The 17,804-nt window shown below is 69.6% G+C and carries 17 protein-coding genes; 10 read left to right on the forward strand and 7 right to left on the reverse strand.

The features are described 5' to 3' along the window. The coding region (locus VFL28_16680) for an ABC transporter permease (GenBank protein HET7266303.1) at positions 1–152 on the forward strand (152 nt) is incomplete at its 5' end. Between the two features lie 79 nt (positions 153–231). On the opposite strand, the gene VFL28_16685 is transcribed toward VFL28_16680, so the two are convergent. Together VFL28_16685 and ggt are read right to left on the reverse strand one after the other, a co-directional pair. Continuing rightward, positions 232–831, reverse strand: coding sequence for a nucleoside-diphosphate kinase (locus tag VFL28_16685; GenBank protein ID HET7266304.1), 600 nt, complete (start codon positions 829–831; stop codon positions 232–234). Between the two features lie 30 nt (positions 832–861). Continuing rightward, positions 862–2,490, reverse strand: coding sequence for a gamma-glutamyltransferase (ggt, locus tag VFL28_16690; protein ID HET7266305.1), 1,629 nt, complete (start codon positions 2,488–2,490; stop codon positions 862–864). Between the two features lie 117 nt (positions 2,491–2,607). On the opposite strand from ggt, the gene VFL28_16695 reads away from it, so the two are divergent. Together VFL28_16695 and VFL28_16700 are read left to right on the forward strand one after the other, a co-directional pair. After that, positions 2,608–3,807 carry a hypothetical protein gene (locus tag VFL28_16695; protein HET7266306.1) on the forward strand — a complete coding sequence of 400 codons (1,200 nt, stop codon included), beginning with the start codon at positions 2,608–2,610 and terminating at the stop codon, positions 3,805–3,807. A gap of 5 nt (positions 3,808–3,812) precedes the next feature. Then, entirely contained in the window at positions 3,813–4,475 is a 663-nt protein-coding gene (locus VFL28_16700; GenBank protein ID HET7266307.1) for an A/G-specific adenine glycosylase, read from the forward strand. Here the strand turns inward: VFL28_16700 and VFL28_16705 are convergent. Genes VFL28_16705 through nth form a run of 3 tightly spaced genes read right to left on the reverse strand, consistent with a single transcriptional unit; the run spans position 4,472 to position 6,708 of the window. Next, on the reverse strand, positions 4,472–5,149 hold the full coding sequence (locus tag VFL28_16705; protein HET7266308.1) for a hypothetical protein: 678 nt from the start codon (positions 5,147–5,149) through the stop codon (positions 4,472–4,474). The genes VFL28_16700 and VFL28_16705 overlap by 4 nt on opposite strands. Before the next feature lie 9 nt (positions 5,150–5,158). Next, positions 5,159–5,929 (reverse strand): enoyl-ACP reductase, encoded by a 771-nt coding sequence (locus VFL28_16710; GenBank protein HET7266309.1) that lies wholly within the window; start codon positions 5,927–5,929, stop codon positions 5,159–5,161. Further along, positions 5,926–6,708, reverse strand: a complete 783-nt coding sequence (gene nth / locus VFL28_16715; protein HET7266310.1) for an endonuclease III — start codon at positions 6,706–6,708, stop codon at positions 5,926–5,928. The genes VFL28_16710 and nth overlap by 4 nt, the downstream gene beginning before the upstream one ends. A 76-nt stretch (positions 6,709–6,784) precedes the next feature. On the opposite strand from nth, the gene VFL28_16720 reads away from it, so the two are divergent. After that, complete coding sequence (locus VFL28_16720; GenBank protein HET7266311.1) at positions 6,785–7,885, forward strand: Xaa-Pro peptidase family protein; 1,101 nt, start codon at positions 6,785–6,787, stop codon at positions 7,883–7,885. Here the strand turns inward: VFL28_16720 and VFL28_16725 are convergent. Continuing rightward, positions 7,882–8,454 (reverse strand): hypothetical protein, encoded by a 573-nt coding sequence (locus VFL28_16725; GenBank protein HET7266312.1) that lies wholly within the window; start codon positions 8,452–8,454, stop codon positions 7,882–7,884. The genes VFL28_16720 and VFL28_16725 overlap by 4 nt on opposite strands. Then, positions 8,454–9,302, reverse strand: coding sequence for an inositol monophosphatase family protein (locus VFL28_16730; protein ID HET7266313.1), 849 nt, complete (start codon positions 9,300–9,302; stop codon positions 8,454–8,456). Before VFL28_16730 ends, VFL28_16725 begins: the two co-directional genes overlap by 1 nt. 61 nt (positions 9,303–9,363) lie before the next feature. Between VFL28_16730 and VFL28_16735 the strand changes: the two genes are divergently transcribed. The 6 genes from VFL28_16735 (at position 9,364) to VFL28_16760 (ending at position 17,776) form a co-directional block, all read left to right on the forward strand. Next, on the forward strand, positions 9,364–10,707 hold the full coding sequence (locus VFL28_16735) for a CBS domain-containing protein (GenBank protein ID HET7266314.1): 1,344 nt from the start codon (positions 9,364–9,366) through the stop codon (positions 10,705–10,707). Continuing rightward, positions 10,704–11,978: an Nramp family divalent metal transporter gene (locus tag VFL28_16740; GenBank protein ID HET7266315.1), complete on the forward strand. Its 1,275-nt coding sequence runs from the start codon at positions 10,704–10,706 to the stop codon at positions 11,976–11,978. Before VFL28_16735 ends, VFL28_16740 begins: the two co-directional genes overlap by 4 nt. Before the next feature lie 41 nt (positions 11,979–12,019). Then, positions 12,020–13,066 carry a threonine/serine dehydratase gene (locus VFL28_16745; protein HET7266316.1) on the forward strand — a complete coding sequence of 349 codons (1,047 nt, stop codon included), beginning with the start codon at positions 12,020–12,022 and terminating at the stop codon, positions 13,064–13,066. Further along, complete coding sequence (locus VFL28_16750; GenBank protein ID HET7266317.1) at positions 13,063–14,040, forward strand: uroporphyrinogen decarboxylase family protein; 978 nt, start codon at positions 13,063–13,065, stop codon at positions 14,038–14,040. Before VFL28_16745 ends, VFL28_16750 begins: the two co-directional genes overlap by 4 nt. A gap of 112 nt (positions 14,041–14,152) precedes the next feature. Next, positions 14,153–16,096 (forward strand): aconitate hydratase, encoded by a 1,944-nt coding sequence (locus VFL28_16755; protein ID HET7266318.1) that lies wholly within the window; start codon positions 14,153–14,155, stop codon positions 16,094–16,096. A 144-nt stretch (positions 16,097–16,240) separates the two neighbouring features. Beyond that, positions 16,241–17,776, forward strand: coding sequence for an ABC transporter substrate-binding protein (locus VFL28_16760; protein ID HET7266319.1), 1,536 nt, complete (start codon positions 16,241–16,243; stop codon positions 17,774–17,776). Positions 17,777–17,804 lie beyond the last annotated feature (28 nt).

The following is a 17,804-nucleotide window of genomic DNA, read 5'->3' on the forward strand; positions in this document are numbered from 1 at the left end:
GGGGGCGGCTCCTCTACGATGCCAAGAACTACCTCGATCTCGCTCTCCACATGGCGGTCTTCCCAGGGCTGATGATCTGCCTGACGGTCCTCGCGGTCAACTACGTAGGGGACGGCCTGCGGGACGCGCTCGATCCCACTCGCGTTTTCTGAGAACGGGCCGGCGAAGCCACCGCTTCTCTGGAATGGACGCGAGGCGGTACCCGCGGTGCCTATCGCAGGTTAGTGCCCGTCAGCCGGCGCCAAACATCACCGCTTCATCGGCGCGGGGATACCGGTGGGTCTCCGCGGGCTTGAACCACAGTCCGATCTCCTGCTCGGCCTCCTCGACGGTCCCGGAAGCGTGAATCAGGTTGCGGACCGGCCGCTGGGCCTCGTTGGCGACGGTGGGCGCATCGGTCGCGAAGTCGCCCCGGATCGTGCCGGGGTTGGCGAAGACGGGCAACGTGGCGCCGACGAGTTTGCGGGTCACGCTCACCGCGTGGACGCCCTCGAAGACCGCCGCCACGATCGGCGTCGTCATCATGAAGTCAATCAGCCAGCCGCGCACCCGCCGCCCGATCTCGAGCGCGTCGTCGGTGCCCATCCGCGCTTTCACGTCCCAGCCGTACGTCTCGAACGCCTCCTTCGTCTTGCCGCCGATGGTCCGCACCCAGTCCTCGTTGGACGGATAGTGGCGCTCGAGGGTCGCGCGCTCCGCGCGCACCATCCGCAGCGCGACGATCTTGAGGCCGGCCCGCTCCAACCGGCCCAGAATTTCGCCGGTCAGCGCGCGCTGCACGCCGTCCGGCTTGATGAGAATCAGGGTGCGTTCGTGCCTGACGTTGGCCATGACCGCCTCCGCAAAATTAGGGACCGATCGTTAGCAACCGATCGCGCAGCCGTCGGCGCGCGGGTCCGACCCGCCGGCGTAGACGCCGCGCTCCGCATCGACCTCGATCGCCTGCACACCGCCGATGCCGGGGCGCGGCGTGATCACACGATGGCCGCGGCGCCGCAACTCCTCGTACGTCTCCGCCGGAAAGCCGGCTTCCATCCGCAGCTCGAAGGGCGCGCCCACCGTTTCCGGATCGGTCGAGGGGAAGCTGAACCAGCGCGGTCGCTCCACCGCGTCCTGCACGTTCAGCCGGTAGGCCGTCAGGTTCATCAGCACCTGGAAGTCCCACTGCGCCTGCGCGTCGCCGCCCCGCGTCGCCCAGGCGAGCGCCGGCCGGCCGCCGCGCGTCGCGATGAAGGCCATCAGCGTGTGCATCGTCCGCTTGCCGGGGGCGATCAGGTTCGGGTGGCCGGGCACCAGACTGAAGCCACGGCCGGCGCGGTTGTTCAGTAGAATGCCGGTCCCGTCCACGACCTCGCCGCAGCCGAACGCCGACGAGATGCTGGTGATCCACGAGACGACGTCGCCGTGCCGGTCCGCGACGGCGAACGCCGTTGTGTCCCCCGCGGCCTCCGGCAGGGCGCCCGGCACGGCGGCGTCGATCGCACGCCGGAGATCGAGGGCCGCGCGGCGGCCCTTCGCGTAGGCGGGGTCGAGCAGCCGGTCGAGCGGGTTGGCGACGAAGCGCGGGTCGCCGACGTAGGCGAGGCGGTCCGCGAAGGCGAGTTTCTTCGCCTCGACGGCGAGGTGCACGGCGTCGGCGGATCCCCAAGGGAGAGCGCCGAGGTCGTCTCCGGCGAGGATGTTGAGCATCTCAAGCAGCACGAAGCCCTGCGACGGCGGCGGCGTCGTGTGCACGACGAGGTCGCGGTACGGGGCCGCGACCGGGTCGGCGATCTCCGACCGGTGTGCGGCCAGGTCCTCGCGGGTCATCAATCCCCCGTGCCCGCGCATGTACGCCGCGATCCGATCCGCGAGCGGTCCCTCGTAGAGCGCGCGCGGACCGTCCGCGGCGATCGTCCGCAGCGAGCGCGCGAGGTCTCGCTGCACCAGAATGTCGCCCACCCGGGGCGCCCGGCCGTCCGGCAGATAGATGCGCGCGGACGACGGATGCCTCCGCAGCAGGTCTTCGGATTCGGCGAACCACGACGCCACGCGCTCGCTCAACGGGAAACCCGACTCCGCGTAGTGGATCGCCGGCGCGAGCAGGCGGTCGAGGGTGAAGCGGCCGCTGCCCCACCGCGCGAGCGCGACCGCCATCGCGTCGACGGCGCCCGGCACAGACGGGGACAGCATCCCCCGCAGCGGCATCCCGGTGTGCCCGTGGGCCGCGAACCACGCGGGGGTGGCGGCCTTCGGCGCCGCACCGCTGCCGAGGAGCGTTGTGACCCTCCCGGTGCCGGCGTCGTAGTACGTCGCAAACGTGTCGCCGCCGACGCCGTTCATCATCGGAAGCACCACGCCGAGCACGGCGGAGACACAAACGGCGGCATCGATCGCGTTGCCGTCCTGCTCGAGGACCGCGAGGCCGGCGGCCGACGCGAGGGGATGGTCGGTGACCACCATGCCGCGCTGCGCCAGCACCGCGCTGCGTCCCTGTTTCCACTCCGCCATTCTGCGCGCTCCCGCCGAGTTGCGATGGCCGATCGGCCCGCGTGTTATTAGACCGCCGCGCTTCGATCACCTCGCGTGCGGAAGGAAGCGCCCCGGCATGCGCCAATCCTCTCTGCCGTGTGTTCGTCCGTCGCGCGTGCCGCCGGTCTCACGCTCGTCGCCCTGCTGCTCGCCGCGCCCGCTGCCGATCGGCCCGCTCGTGCCGCGGGCGGGCCCGCGTTCGCGGTCCGGCCGCCTGTGATGATCGCCCGGGGCGTCGCGAGCGACGCGACCGCGTCGAACAACGGGGTGAAGCTTGCGCGCGCCGGCGGCGTGCTCGTCGCCGCGTACGCCGGAGGGACGCCGCCGCAGATTCTGCTCGCCGCGTCGCGGGACGGCGGCGCGCACTGGGCGCCGCTCGCTCAGGCGAGTGACGGTCCGATTTCCTCGCGCCTGGCCGCGCTCGCCGTGGATGCTTCCGGACGCCTGCACGTCGTGTGGACACGGTACGACGACGGGGTCGGCAAAGTCTATTACCGTGAGTGGGCGCCGGGGCGCGGCGGCGCCGGCGCGTGGAGGGCCCCGCAGCTCCGCATCTCTCCGGCCGGCCTCTACGCCGGGTATCCCGCCGTGGCGCTCGACCGGGCGGGCCGCCCGCACGTCGTCTGGTACGGCATCCGCGAAGGCCGGAGTCCCGTTCCGACCAAACACGGGTCGATCTACGAGATTCTCTATACGGGCTACGACGGGAGCGCCTGGTCTCGTCCGGCGCTGATCTCGCCCGGCCCGCCCGATTCGATCAACCCGGCGCTGGTTTCGGATTTCGCGGGACGCCTGCACGCCGTTTGGTACCAGTACAACGGCCGCGTCTACCAGCTCCGATACGCGGAGTACGCGTCCGGCTGGGGCGCTCCGGACGGCGTCTCCCGCACGCGGGAGGACGAGTTCAATCCCGACGTGGCGGCCGACGGCCAGGGCCGGCTGGCGCTCGTCTGGGAACAGCACGACGCGCGAGGCTCGACGATCGACTACGCGCGCCGGGCCGGCGGGACGTGGAGCGCGCCCGTCGCGCTGTCCGCGGGCCCCACACCGGCGTATCATCCGTCGGTCTCGACGGACGCGACCGGCGCGATTTGGACCGGGTGGGACGCCGACGACGGACAGATCTACGCGCGGCGGTACAAGAACGGCTGGGGGCCGGCGCTGCGGCTGACCGCCGACGGCGACAATGCCTACCCGAGTGTGTTGTCCGACGCGGGCGCGCTCGACGTGATCTGGACGCACACGAGCGCGGCCGGCGCGTCGGTGTACTTCGCGCGCGTCACCGCGCGCCCGTAGCCGCCGTGCGCGCGGCGCGGCGCATCGCGGCGTCCCCGGCGGCCCGCCGTACCTTTTGCCGGCGCCTGCTCGCCTGGTACGCGCGGTCCGGCCGCGACCTGCCGTGGCGGCGCACCCGCGACCCGTACCGCGTGCTCGTCTCGGAGATCATGCTCCAGCAGACGCAGGTGTCGCGCGTCATTCCGAAATACCGTGAATGGCTTCGCCGCTATCCCTCGCTCGAGACGCTCGCCGCCGCGTCCGCGGGCGAAGTCCGCGAGGCGTGGTACCCGCTCGGCTACAACATCCGCCCGCTGCGGCTGCGGGCGATTGCGCGGACGGTCGTGCGGCGCCACGGCGGCCGCCTGCCGCGCAGCCGCGACGGCCTGCTGGCGCTCAAGGGCATCGGGGCGTACACTGCCGGCGCGGTCCTCAGCTTCGCGTTCGGCGAGGACGCGGCGATTCTCGACACCAACGTCCGGCGGCTTCTAACGAGAGTCTGGGTGGGCGCCGGCCGGCCGGTCGGCGACCGCGCGCTCTGGGAGCTCGCCGAGCGGCTGCTGCCGCGCGGCCGCGCCTACGACTTCAATCAGGCGCTGATGGACCTCGGCGCGACGATCTGCACGGCGCGGCGGCCGCGCTGCGAAGCGTGTCCGCTCGCGACGACGTGCGCGTCGTATCCGCTTTAATGCGCGAACACGAAGTTGCGATACTCGAGCTCCAGCGAAGCGTCGAACCGTCGCGCGGCGAGCAGCTGTCGCGTTAGGATCCAGGCGTTGTTGAGCCGGGTGTAGGTCTGCTGAGTGTCGATATCGCCCCACGCGTAGCTGATCGTGCCTTCCGGAACGGTTCCGCGGGCATCATCGATCCAAAGCGCGAGCCGGTGCGGATTCCCTTGAGGATCGCGTGACGTACCCTGAACCAGATACCAAGGCCCGCCGTCCACCAGTTTCTCGCCGGTCACGGAGAAATCGAACCGCGCGAGAAACGACTCGAGCGGCTCGGAGGCTTCGAAGAGCCGTCCCAGCGCGTAGCGGTTCGCCAGGGCGCACACCACGCCGGCCGACTGTTGCTGAACCTGCACGATTTGCCGTCCTTGTTCCACGCGCAGGGTCCCGTTGAACACGCAGTCCGGGGGTTCCGCCGGGCCCTTGTGGATGCGCAGTCTCAACTGCACGTCGGCCGACGACACCGCGGCGGCGGTCTGCGCGGCGACGACGTGCCGGATGATGTCCCCCGCGGCCGGGGTCGCGGCGGCGGCGCCCGGCGCCGCTTGCACGCCCGCGCCGAGTGCGAGCAGGAGCAGCACGCGCGACCAGGCCTGCCGGCGTCCGCCGTCAGAACTGGAGATCGATGGCGGCAACGTTCCGCCCTACAACCCCGTCGTGTGGAAGCCGTTGTCGACGAAGAGCACCTCGCCCGTGACGCCGCGCGAGAGCGGACTGGCCAAGAACACGGCCGCGTCGGCGACTTCGCCGGGGTCGGTGTTGCGGCGGAGCGGCGCCCGTTCCTTCATCACCTCGAGGATGCGGCTGAATCCCTGGATCGCCCGGGCCGACGCCGTTTTGATCGGCCCCGCCGAGATGGCGTTGACGCGATAGCCCCGCGGGCCGAGATCGCCGGCGAGATAGCGGACGTTGGCTTCCAACGCCGCCTTGGCCACGCCCATGACGTTGTAGTTCGGCATCACGCGCGTCGAGCCGATATAGGTGAGCGTGATCAGGCTCGCCCCCGGCCGCAGCACCGGCAGCAGGTGGTGCGCCGCGGCGACGAACGAGTACGCGCTCACGTCCATCGCGAGGCCGAAGCCGGCCCGCGACGTGTCCACGAACGCGCCGCCGAGGTCCTCGCGGTTGGCGAACGCGATCGAATGCACGACCGCGTCGAGGCCGACGCCGTCCGTCTCGAGCGCCCGCGCAAGCGCGGCGAGCGCCTCGTCCTGCGTGACGTCGCACGGCAGCACGCGCGCGCCGTCGAGCGTCCCGGCCAGTTCCCGCACGTCCTCCTCCTGGCGTTCGCCCTGAAACGTGAAAACAAGGCGCGCGCCGTGGCGCGCGAACGCCTGCGCGATCGCCCAGGCGATGCTCCAGCGGTTCGCGACGCCCATCACCATGGCGGTTTTGCCCTCAAGCAAACCGTTCATCGCACCCTCCGAGATGCCGCCGCGGGAGACCGTCCCGGGCGTGCGCCGCGCGCCGCCGCGGGCGCGGCCCGCCCCGGCCGGCGCGTTGCCTTGGACATCCACGGCGGCGATCCGAGATAGCGCGCGGACGGGCAGAGATCCCGGAGCGGACACTCCGGGCATGTCGGCCTGGCCGCCGTGCAGATCTCCCGGCCGAGAAAGATCAGCCGCAGCGAAAAATCGCTCCACCCCTTCGGCGGCAGCAGGGTCATGACGTCCCGCTCGATCTTGTCGGGATCGTCGTTCGGCGTCAGCGCGAGCCGCCGCGTCAGCCGTCGGACGTGCGTATCGACGACGATGCCCGGCACGCCAGCCGCGCCGAGCACGACGTTGGCGGTCTTGCGGCCGACGCCCGGCAGCGCCACGAGTTCTTCCATGGTGTCCGGCACTTGGCCGCCGTGGCGCTCGAGCAGCGCGCGCGCCATGTTCTGGATCGCGCGCGCCTTCGCGTGGAAGAACCCGGTGCTGTGGATCATCGTCTCGAGTTCGCTCGGCGCGGCGCCGGCGTAGTCGGCGGCGGTGTGCCAGCGAGCGAAGAGGGCGGGGGTGACGCGATTCACCATCGCGTCGGTGCTCTGCGCCGACAGGATCGTCGCGATCAGCAGCTCGAGCCGGTTGCGGTGGTGAAGCGGAATTTCCACGTGCGGGTAGCGCTTCGCCAGCCGGGCGGCGATCTGCCGCGCCCGGCGCGCGCGCGCGACAGCGCTCTCTTTCGGCAGCGCCGGAGACCTGCTGGCCACGGCTTTCGATGTACCCTAGCGCCGCTGCCCCTGTCAAGGAGGCGCCCGCGGTTCCGTTGAAGCGCGAGGCGAGGGGGTGGTCCGGGTGGACACGGCGGGACGGCTGGACCGCGTCAGGCGGTTGATGGACGAGCGGCGGATGGACCTTCTCGCGATCTCGCCGGGGGACGATCTGCGCTATCTGCTCGGCTATACGCCGCACGCCGACGAGCGCCCGTGCTATCTGCTGCTCTCCCGCGCCGGCGCCGCGTTCGTGGTGCCGAGTCTCAACGCCGCACAGGCGGAGCAGCACGTGCAGGCGCCGATCTTTGCGTACACCGACGCCGAAGGACCCGCCAAAGCCCTCGCGGCGGCGCGGCCCAAGGCCGGGGAGCCGTCTCCGCGCCGGCTCGGCGTCGACGATACGATGCGCGCGGATTTCGTGCTGACGTTGCAGGCGGCCTATCCGGATGCGCGCCTCGCGCTCGGTTCAGAGGTCACCGCCCCCGTCCGGATGCGCAAGAGCCCGGATGAGATCGAGGCGCTGAGGCGCGCCTCGGCGCATGCCGACCGCGCGGTGCTCGATGTCTTTGCCGCCTGCCGCGCCGGGGCGTCGGAACTCGAGCTCGCCGAGGTGGCGGCGGCGTCCTTCCGGCGGTCCGGCTCCCAGGAGGTGCTGTTCACCGTGATCGCCTCCGGCCCGAACGGCGCCTTCCCGCACCATAACTCCGGAAGCCGCCGGTTTGCCGCCGGCGAGTCCGCGGTCGTGGACATCGGCGGCCGCCTCGACGGCTACGCGTCCGACATCACGCGGGTGGTCAGCCTCGGCGCGCCGTCCTCGAAATACCGCCGGGTGCACGCGATCGTCGACGAGGCGGTGCGCGCGGCCGTCGAGGTCATCCAGCCGGGGGTGCCGCTCAAAGACGTGGACCTCGCCGCGCGCGGCGTGATCGAGCGCGGCGGGTTCGGGCAATACTTCGTTCACCGCGTCGGCCACGGTCTCGGGATCTCCGGGCACGAGCTGCCGAGCGTCACGCACGAGAACGCGATGCCGGTCGCCGAGGGCTTCGTCTTTTCGGTCGAGCCCGGCGTGTATTTGCCCGGGGAGTTCGGGGTCCGCCTCGAGGAGATCGTCTACGTCGACCGCGCGGGCGCGCACCGGCTGAGCGCGCTGCCGCGGGACGTTCACGTCGTCTAGCGGAGGCCGCTCCGGTCGAAAAACTCGTCCAGCGTCCGCACACGGGTGATCTTGCTGCCGAGCACCGCGGGATCGAAGCGGTTGTACGGGCGGTCGATGAGATAGACGGCGGTGGCGCGCGAGTAGTACTGCGTGAATACCGCGTTGCCCGCTTTGTCGTCCAGGAGAACGTCGGCGCGAACCGCCCTGGCCACTTCGCCCTTGGCCTCGGACAGGATGACGGTGGGCGCCGATACCCCGTGCCGCCGGAGCCAGGTCTCGGTCTGGGCTTTGGCGCCGTTGCCGAAGCGGTTGGTTACGAAATAGAGATCGTGCGCCGGTGCGATCGAGGCGAGATGCGCAAGCTCGTCCGGCGACGCGATCGGCGGCAGATCCTGCCAGAACGCCGGGCTCGCCGCGGCCGCCTCCAACGCCAGCGCGCATTGCGCGGCCGAGATGCCTTCATAGGCGTCCCACGACTTTTGTTCCAGCGTGGTGAACACCGGCGTCCCGAACATGCGGTTGGCGAGCGTGGTAAACCCGAGGATGAAATCGGCCAGCACTCCGTCCACGTCGAGGACCACTCGCATCAGTCGAGGCCGCTCCGCCCTCGGGAGAAGACGGCGACCGCTGCGTCGTGGATCACCCCGTTGGTCGCCAGCACCAGGCCCGCGCCCGGTCCGGGGAGCGGCCGGCCGCGGAGATCGCTGACGCGCCCGCCCGCTTCCTGGACGAGCACGATGCCGGCGCCGAAATCCCACGCTTTGGGCCCGATCTCCCAGTAGCCGTCGAGGTGGCCCGCGGCGACGTAGGCCAGCCCGAGCGCCGCGGAGCCGCTGGCCCGCACCGCGGACGTCTCGAGCCGGACGTTTACAAAGTGATCGATGTTGATCTGCGACTCGCCGACGTCGTAGGGGAACCCCGTGGCGAACCCGGCGTCCCGCATCGCCGAGACCGACGACACGCGGAGGCGCCGCCACCGTGCGAGGTCGCCCCAGGCACCCGGATCTGCCGGCAGGGCGGCGACGGACGCGGCATAAGCGCCGAAGCCCCGCTCGGCGGCGTACACTTCGCCGACGATCGGGTTGAGGACGACGCCGAGCACGCCGTCCCCGTCGGCGCCGCTCAGCCCGATGCTGACGCAGAACCACGGGATGCCGCGCGAGAAGTTGGTGGTGCCGTCCAGCGGATCGACGAGCCAGGTTTCCGGCCCCCCGCCGCGCCGGCCGCCTTCTTCGCCGAGGATCGCGTGCGCGGGAAAGGCTTCGCGTAGGACGTTGACGATGGCGGCCTCGGCCATCCGATCCGCCTCGGTGACGGGATCGTTGGGCCGCTTGTAGTCGACGTGTTCGATGCGCCGGAAGAAGCGGCGGTGCACCTCGGCCGCCGCGTGCGCGGCACGGAGGGCGACCACAGCGGTCGGAGAGAGTGCCGGCATAACGGTGTCTTTACCTTCGACGTGGAGGAGTGAACTCCGGCCCGACCGAACACCGACGCGCGTGCCGCGCCACGCCGTCGACGAGAACGTCCCTATGTACTACCTGAGCCAGCTCATCGGGAAACCGGTGTACGACGCGTCCGGCGATGCGTTCGATCGGATCGCCGATCTCGTCATCTATCAGGCCCCGGCCAGGCTCCCGAAGATCACCGGCGTCCTGCTGGCGGGCGACCGCAGCCGCGTGGCGATCCTCCCGTGGGAGGCGGTGCAAGAGCTGTCCACCGCGGGCATCCGCCTGCGCGTCGAGCGCAGGGCGCTCGCCCCGCGGCCGCTCCAGCCGGACGAGGTGCTGCTGCGCGACGACATCTTCGACAGCCAGGTCGTGGACACCGACGATCTCAAGGTCGTGCGGGTAAACGACATCGAGCTGCTCCAGACCGGCAGCGAATTGCGGGTGGTCGGCGCGGACGTCGGCACGCGGTCCCTGCTGCGCCGCCTGGGCCTCGAGCCGCTCGTGGCCGGGGTGCTGGAGCGGCTGGGACGTCCCCTGCCGCAGGGCGTGATTCCCTGGAACCTCGTCGCCGCGCTCGGCGGTCCGATGACGCCGGTGAAGCTCAGCATCTCGCGGGAGAAGCTGAAGGACATCCATCCGGCCGACCTCGCCGACCTGCTCGAGGAGCTCGACCGCGACGAACGGATGGAGATGATCACGGCCCTCGGCGATGAGGCGGCCGCGGACGTGCTCGAGGAGGCGGAGCCCGACGTGCAGGCGGCGGTGATCCAGGAGCTGCCGAGCGAACACGCGGCCGACGTGCTCGAGGAGATGGCGCCGGAGGAGGCCGCGGACGTCCTCGGCGAGATCCCCGAGCACCGGGCCGACGAGCTGATCTCGCTCATGGAAGAGGATGCGGCCGAAGAGGTCAGCCGGCTGCTCGAGTATCCGCCGGACACCGCGGCCGGCAAGATGACGACGGAGTTCATCGCGCTGCCCGAGACGATGACGGTCGAACAGGTGCTGGCGCGCGTCCGCGAGACGAAGCCGGACGACGAAACGATCTACTACCTCTACGTGGTGGACGGGCAGGAGCGGCTTGTCGGGGTGCTCTCGATCCGGGCGCTCATCGTCACCCCGCCCGCCACGCCGATCGCGCAAGTCATGCGGACCGACCTGGTCTACGTGGGGCCGGACGCTACGGTCGACGACGTGGCCGGGGCGCTGGTCAAGTACGACCTCCTCGCCGTGCCGGTCGTCGATCCGGGCGGTCGCCTGCTCGGGATCGTCACGGTGGATCACGTGCTCGACAATATCGTGGACACCTACGGCACGCGGAAGCTCGGCGGGGGCGTCGACCTCTTGCGCCGGAGGGACGCGCGGGAGGCGCGCGGACCGGAGACGAGGGCGTGAATTTCTCGCTTCCCATCCTGAGGCGCGCGGGCCGGGCCGCGATGATGGCCCGGCTCGCGATGTTCTTCGCCATCATGGGTCCGGGCATCATTACCCAGAACGTCGACAACGACGCCGGAGGGATCACCACCTATACCCTCGCGGGCGCCAACTTCGGCTACGCGCTGTTGTGGACGATGATCCCCGTGACGATCGCCCTCTACGTGGTCCAGGAGATGGCGTCCCGCCTCGGTGCGGTCACCGGCAAAGGCCTCGCCGATCTGATCCGCGAGCGGTTCGGCGTCCGGACCACCGTGTGGGTGATGTTCGTCCTGCTGGCCGCCGACTTCGGCAACACGCTGGCGGAGTTCTCGGGGCTCGCGGCCGGCGGAGAGATCTTCGGCGTCTCGAAGTACGTGTTCGTCCCGATCGGCGCGGTCGCGGTGTGGCTGCTGGTCGTCCGGGGCACCTACCGCTCGGTCGAGCGGATTTTCCTCGGTGCGAGCGCGTTCTACCTGGCCTACGTCGTCTCCGGCCTGCTGGCGCGCCCGGACTGGGGGGTCGTTCTGCGCGCAACCGTCGTCCCGTCGTTCAGCTTCAAGGCGGACTACCTGCTCATGTTCGTCGGCGTCATCGGCACCACGATCGCGCCGTGGATGCAGTTCTACCTCCAGTCGACCGTCGTCGAGAAGGGCATCACCGTCAAGGACTACGGGTACACTAAAGCCGACGTTCTCATCGGCTCGCTCATGACCGACATCGTCGCCTGGTTCATCATCGTGGCGTGCGGCGCGACGATCTTCGCGCAACACGTGCACGTCGAGACGGCGAAAGACGCTGCGGTGGCGCTCGCGCCGCTGGCCGGCCGGTATGCCGCCGCGCTGTTCGCGCTCGGCCTGATCAACGCGTCGATCTTCTCCGCGTCGGTGCTGCCGCTTGCGACCTCGCACTACGTCTGCGAGGCACTCGGGTTCGAGGCCGGCGTCGACCGAACGCCGCGTCAGGCGCCGGTGTTCTACGGACTGTACATCGCTCTGATCGTCGGCGCGTGCGTCATCGTCCTGCTGCCGAAGGCGCCCCTGCTGCACATTCTGTTCTTGTCCCAGGTCGCGAACGGCGTCCTCTTGCCGTTCATCCTCATCTTCATGCTGCTGCTGGTGAACCAAAAGCGCCTCATGGGCGCCCACACGAACTCTGTGCCGTTCAACGTCATCGCGTGGGTCACGACCGTCGCGATGATCATCCTCACGCTCGCGCTCGTCGCAACGCAGATCTTTCCGTTCGGCGGATAGCGAAGGGGCCGCGCCGCACGGCGGCCAAGATACCCTAGGCCATGGCGGGTACCCCGCTCGACGGCCTCTGGACGGGTCCGATCCCCACGATCGAAGACGTGCTCGCGGCGCGACGGATCGTGGCTCCCCACTTGTACCGGACGCCGCTCGTCCACGCCCCGGCGCTCGACCGGATCCTCGGCGCGCGGGTCTACGTGAAGTGCGAGAATACGCTGCCCACGGGCGCCTTCAAGGTGCGCGGCGGCATCAACCTCGTGAGCCGCCTCACCCCGGAAGAACGGCGGCGCGGCGTGATCACCGCGAGCACCGGGAACCACGGACAGTCCATCGCGTACGCCGCGCGGCTCTTCGGCGTCCCGGCGATCATCGGCGCCCCGGAGGGTGCCAACCCCCTCAAGGTCGCGGCGATGCGGGCGCTCGGCGCGGAGGTGGTGCTGCGCGGCCGCGATTTCGACGAGTCGCGGGAGTGGGTGGAGCGGACCGCCGAGGCGGAAGGGTACCGCTACGTTCATTCGGCGAACGAGCCGCTGCTGATCGCCGGCGTCGGGACGCTGAGCCTGGAGGTGATGGAGGACCTGCCGGACGCCGACGTCATCATCGCGCCGGTCGGGGCCGGCAGCGGCGCCTGCGGGCACTGCATCACCGCCAAGACGCTGTCCTCGCGGGTCCGCGTCGTCGGCGTCCAGGCCGAGGGCGCGCCGCCCGTTTACCGGACGCTCAAGGAGGGGCGGATGGTCTCGCTTAACCGGATGGAGACGTTCGCGGAGGGCATCGCGACGCGCGTGCCGTTCGCGCTGCCGGTGACGATCATGAGCCGCCTGCTCGACGAGATCGTGCTGGTGAGCGACGAGGACCTGCGCCGGGCGATCGTGCTGCTCGGCGAGGCGGTCCGGCAGACCGCGGAGGGGGCCGGTGCGGCCTCGACCGCCGCGGCGCTCCGCCTGGGCGAGCGGCTGCGCGGCAACACGGTCGTGCTGATCCTGAGCGGCGGCAACGTCCCGGTCGAGCAGTTGAGCGAGTTCTACGCGGACCGCGATCGCATCGCCGGGGTCGCCGCGATGCTTCGGGGAAGGGGTGGGGTGGCGTGACGCACCGCGAGCGAATCGACGCGGCGATCGCCGGCAAGCGGCCGGATAAGGTGCCGGCGGCGCTGTGGCGGCATTTTCCCGAGCACGACCAGAAGGCCGAGCGGCTCGCCGAGGCGCACATCGCGTTCTACCGCGCTTACGAGCCTGATCTCCTGAAGGTCACCCCGTCGAGCGGCTATTACGGCGACGACTGGGGCCTGCGGGCCGGCTACAAGGCGAACCGCGAGGGCACGCGGTCGATCAGCGACCGGCCGATCAAGAAGGCCGCGGACTGGGCGAAGCTGCGGCGTCTCGACACGAGCCACGGCGTCTACGGCCGCGAGGCGCACGCGATCCGCCTCGTCGCCGACGCCGTCGGCGCGGAGGTGCCCGTGCTCGAGACCGTGTTCAGCCCACTCAGCATCGCCCGCACGATCGCCGGAGAGCAGGCGACGGTCCGCTATCTGCGCGAGAACCCCGAGGCCCTCCACGAGGGGCTCGAGGTCATCACCGACGTGCAGATCGCGTTCGCGCGGAACGTCCTCTCCGCGGGGGCCGACGGCCTCTTCTTCTCGAGCCAGATGGCGACGCACGATCTCCTGACCCGCGAGGAGTACGAGGAGTTCGGCCGGCCCTACGATTTGCGAATGCTGGACGAGGCGGGCGCGAGCCTTGTGTTTCTGCACATCCACGGCTTGAACGTGATGTTCGATCTGTTCGACGACTACCCGGTTCAGATCGTCAACTGGCACTCGCGGGAGACGGCGCCGACCATCGCCGACGCCCGGCGGCGCATCTCGACCTGCCTCGCGTGCGGCGTCGACGCGTGGAACACGCTCTCGAGGGGCACGCCGGAGGCCGTCGTCGCGGAGGTGCGGGACGCGGTCGCGCAAACCGGCGGACGGGGCCACATCGTCACGACCGGGTGCGTGATGCCGGTGGATACCCCGGAATCCAACATTCGCGCCGCGCTGGCCGCCGCCAGGGAGTCCTGAACCGGGGCGCGGTCGGGGACGCGCGGGGAGCCGTCTAAGCCGGACGATTCGCGCCCGCGCATTGCCCATATATATATATATATAAGGTAGAGGCGCGAAGAGGGGACGACCCATGGGCGACAACGTGACGCGGAAGATCCTCGGGACGCATTTGGTGGACGGCCGGATGACGCCGGGGGAAGAGATCGGCATCAAGATCGACGAGATCCTGATCCAGGACATCACCGGCACGGCCGCGATGATGCACTTCGAGGCGATGCAGCTCCACCGCATCCGCTGCCGGGTGGCATGTTGCTACGGGGACCACAACGTGCTGCAGGTCAGCGAGGAAAACACCGAGGACCACGTCTACCTGGCATCGGCGGCGCGGAAGTACGGGATCTGGTGGGCGAAGCCGGGGGCCGGCATCGGCCACCAGATTCAGCAGGAGCACTTCGCGGTGCCCGGCGAGACCGCGCTCGGCGCGGACAGCCACACGCCGCACATCGGCGGGATGGGCGTGTACGCGATGGGCGCGGGCGGGCTCGATGTCGCGGTCGCGATCGGCGGGGGCCCGTACTACCTCGACATGCCGGCTGTCGTGCGCGTCGAGCTCGGGGGACGGCTGCGGCCGTGGTCGACCGCCAAGGACGTAATCCTCGAGATGCTGCGCCGGCTCACCGCGAGCGGCGGGTTCGGGAAGGTCTTCGAGTACGTGGGGCCCGGCGTCCGGACTCTCAACGTGCAGCAGCGCATCACCATCTGCAACATGGGCGCGGAGTTGGGCGCGACGACCTCGATATTCCCGTCCGATGCGGTGACCAGGGAGTATCTCAACTCGATCGGCCGAGGCGGCTCGTGGCGCGAGGCGCTGCCGGACGCGGACGCGTCCTACGACGAGTCGATGGAGCTGGACCTCGGCGCGATCGAGCCGCTCGTCGCGATGCCGAGCAACCCGGACAAGGTCGTGCCGGTCGGGCAGGCGGCCGGGATCAAGGTGGATCAGGTGATGGTGGGGTCGTGCACCAACGGTTCCTACACCGACCTCAAAGCCGTGGCGCAGATTGTGAAAGGCCGCCGCGTCCATCCCGACGTGACGTTCTTCGTGCACCCGAGCAGCCGGATGGACCTCGAGGTGCTGACGCGGGAGGGCCTGCTCACCGAGATGATCGCCGCCGGCGTAAACGTCGAAGCCGCGACGTGCGGAGCGTGCATCGGCGTCGGCCACGTGCCGGCCAAGGGCATGACGTCGCTTCGCGCGATCAACCGCAATTTCAAGGGCCGCAGCGGACAGCGGGACGATGAAGTTTACCTGTCCTCGAGCGAGGTTGCCGCGGTCTCGGCGATCGCCGGGGTGATCACCGATCCACGCACCCTCGGCATGGCAGCGCCGGCCCAGGAGATGCCCACCCGCCTCACCCAAGACAACGCGAGCCTGGTTCCGCCGGCCTCTGAGGCCGACGCCCCGTCGCTCCGGGTCATTAAGGGCGACAACATCGTGGGCATCCCGCTCAAAGGGCCGCTCACGTCGGCGCTGCGGGGCGAGGTGCTGATCAAGGTCGGCGACGACATCAGCACCGACCACATCATGCCGGCGGGGGCTCAGATCCTACGGTTTCGCTCGAACATCCCGAAGCTCGCCGAGTACGTATTCAACCGTGTGGATCCGGAGTTTGCCGCGCGGGCGAAGGCGCGCGGCGGCGGGTTCATCGTCGGCGGCCGCAACTACGGCCAGGGCAGCAGCCGGGAGCACGCGGCGATCGCCCCGATGTTCCTCGGCGTGACGGGCGCGATCGCAAAGGCGTTCGCCCGTATCCACCTCGCGAACCTCATCAACTGGGGCATCCTGCCGATGACGTTCGTCGACCCAGCCGACTACGACTGGATCGCGCAGGGCGACGTCCTCGAGATCGCCGACGTGCGCGCCCGGGTCGACGCGGGCGCCTCCCAGCTCACCGTCCGCAACATCACGAAGGGCACGACGTTTCGTGTCAACGTCGCGCTCAACCGCCGCGAGCGCGCCTACTTGATGGAAGGCGGGAAGCTCGCTCACACGAAGGCTAACCCGATCGGCTGATCGGCGACGCGGCCGTCACGGACGTGTAACGCGCATTCGCGAGCGTCCACGGCCGGCAGCGGCTCGCTTGTGGAGGATTCAAACTTCGGCCCCTGAATAACTGTTCGCTTTTTCGACCGGGGTGACTTTTTGGGGAGGCGTCGCATGATGCGTAGAGCAAGCGCGTTGCTGCTCGCCGCGGTGCTGCTCGCAGCCGGACTCGGGGCCGCGTCGGCGCAGGGCGGTGGATCGACATTGCGTGTCGGACTTGACTCCGATCCACCCAACATGGATCCACACCGCTCGACGGCCGCGGTAGACCGTCAGGTGTTTCAGAACCTCTACGACAAGCTCGTCGACACGGATCCCAACCTCACGATCGTCCCGGACCTCGCGACGTCCTGGACGATCAGTCCGGACGGCAAGACCGTAACGTTCAAACTGCGGCCGGGCGTAAAGTTCCATGACGGCACGCCGTTCAACGCCGAGGCCGTCAAGTACAATTTCGACCGCATGAAGGATCCCAAGTTCCCCTCGGCTCGGCGCAGCGAAATCCTGCCCGTGACGGGCGTGACGGTCGTCGACGCGACGACCGTGAGGATCACCCTCGAGAAGCCGTACAGTCCGCTGCTGTACGTGCTCACGGACCGCGCCGGCATGATGGTCTCGCCCGCGCAGGCGCAGAAGGAAGGCACGAATTTCGCGCTCCACCCGGTGGGGACGGGGGCCTTCTCGTTCGTGGAGAAGATCCCGCAGGACCATATCACGCTGCAACGCAATCCGAACTACTGGGTGAAGGGCGAGCCCAAGGTCGACCGCATCATCTACCGCGCGTTTACGGACGACAACGCGCGCGTGGCCAATTTGAAATCGGGCGACGTCGACATCATCAACATCGTGCCGGCGCCGCAGATCAAGGCGCTCGCGGCGGATTCCGCCAGACCGGACGCCAAGTACAAGCTCATCGAGCACGGCGCGTTCTCATGGCAGGGCATCTGGCTCAACGTCACCAAGCCGCCGTTCGACAACAAGCTGCTGCGCCAGGCGTTCAACGCAACGATCGACCGGAACGCGATCGCGAACGTCGTGCTCCAGGGCGCCGTCTACCCGTCGTTCTCGTTCTTTCCGAACGGCACCCCGGCGTACGATCCCACCTGGAAGATCCCGCCGCGCAACATCGCGCTGGCCAAAGAGAAGCTGCAGGCGGCGGGCCATGCCGGCGGCTTCGAGTTCGCCGTGCTGTCGACACCGGGACAGGTGAACCAGTCGATCCTGCAGGCGATCCAGTCGATGGCGTCGGAGGTTGGGATTCAGATGAAAGTACAGCTGATCGAGTTCGGCCAACTGCTCGACGCAACGGACCACCTGCAGCACCAGGCCGCGCTGCTCGGCTGGAGCGGCCGGCCGGATCCGGACTTCGACGTTTATCCGTTTGTGACGCCGTCCGGCCTGGGATCGTTCAACGACGCGGGCTATCAGAACCCCAAGGTCACGGAGCTGTTGGACGCGGCTCGCCTCCTAAACGACATGAATCAGCGGCGGCGCGCGTACGGCGAGGCCACGAAGATCCTGGCGGACGACATGCCCTACGTCTGGCTGTACTTCCCGAAGGAGTACAAGCTCGTCTCGGTGCGTGTGAAGGGCTTCGTGGACGAGCCCGACGGGATGATGCGGTTCCAAGCGGTTTCGGTCGCGCGGTAAGTCGGCGGCCGGCCCGCGGCTCCGCGGG

The sequence above is a fragment of the bacterium genome (genome assembly GCA_035691305.1).
Classification (GTDB): domain Bacteria; phylum Sysuimicrobiota; class Sysuimicrobiia; order Sysuimicrobiales; family Segetimicrobiaceae; genus DASSJF01.

Coding starts and splice junctions, on each gene's coding strand:
- VFL28_16685 (HET7266304.1), bottom strand. CDS start 831: ATGGCCAACGTCAGGCACGAACGCACCCTGATTCTCATCAAGCCGGAC.
- VFL28_16745 (HET7266316.1), top strand. CDS start 12,020: ATGGCGGGTACCCCGCTCGACGGCCTCTGGACGGGTCCGATCCCCACG.
- VFL28_16760 (HET7266319.1), top strand. CDS start 16,241: ATGATGCGTAGAGCAAGCGCGTTGCTGCTCGCCGCGGTGCTGCTCGCA.
- VFL28_16725 (HET7266312.1), bottom strand. CDS start 8,454: ATGCGAGTGGTCCTCGACGTGGACGGAGTGCTGGCCGATTTCATCCTC.
- VFL28_16730 (HET7266313.1), bottom strand. CDS start 9,302: ATGCCGGCACTCTCTCCGACCGCTGTGGTCGCCCTCCGTGCCGCGCAC.
- VFL28_16710 (HET7266309.1), bottom strand. CDS start 5,929: ATGAACGGTTTGCTTGAGGGCAAAACCGCCATGGTGATGGGCGTCGCG.
- ggt (HET7266305.1), bottom strand. CDS start 2,490: ATGGCGGAGTGGAAACAGGGACGCAGCGCGGTGCTGGCGCAGCGCGGC.
- VFL28_16755 (HET7266318.1), top strand. CDS start 14,153: ATGGGCGACAACGTGACGCGGAAGATCCTCGGGACGCATTTGGTGGAC.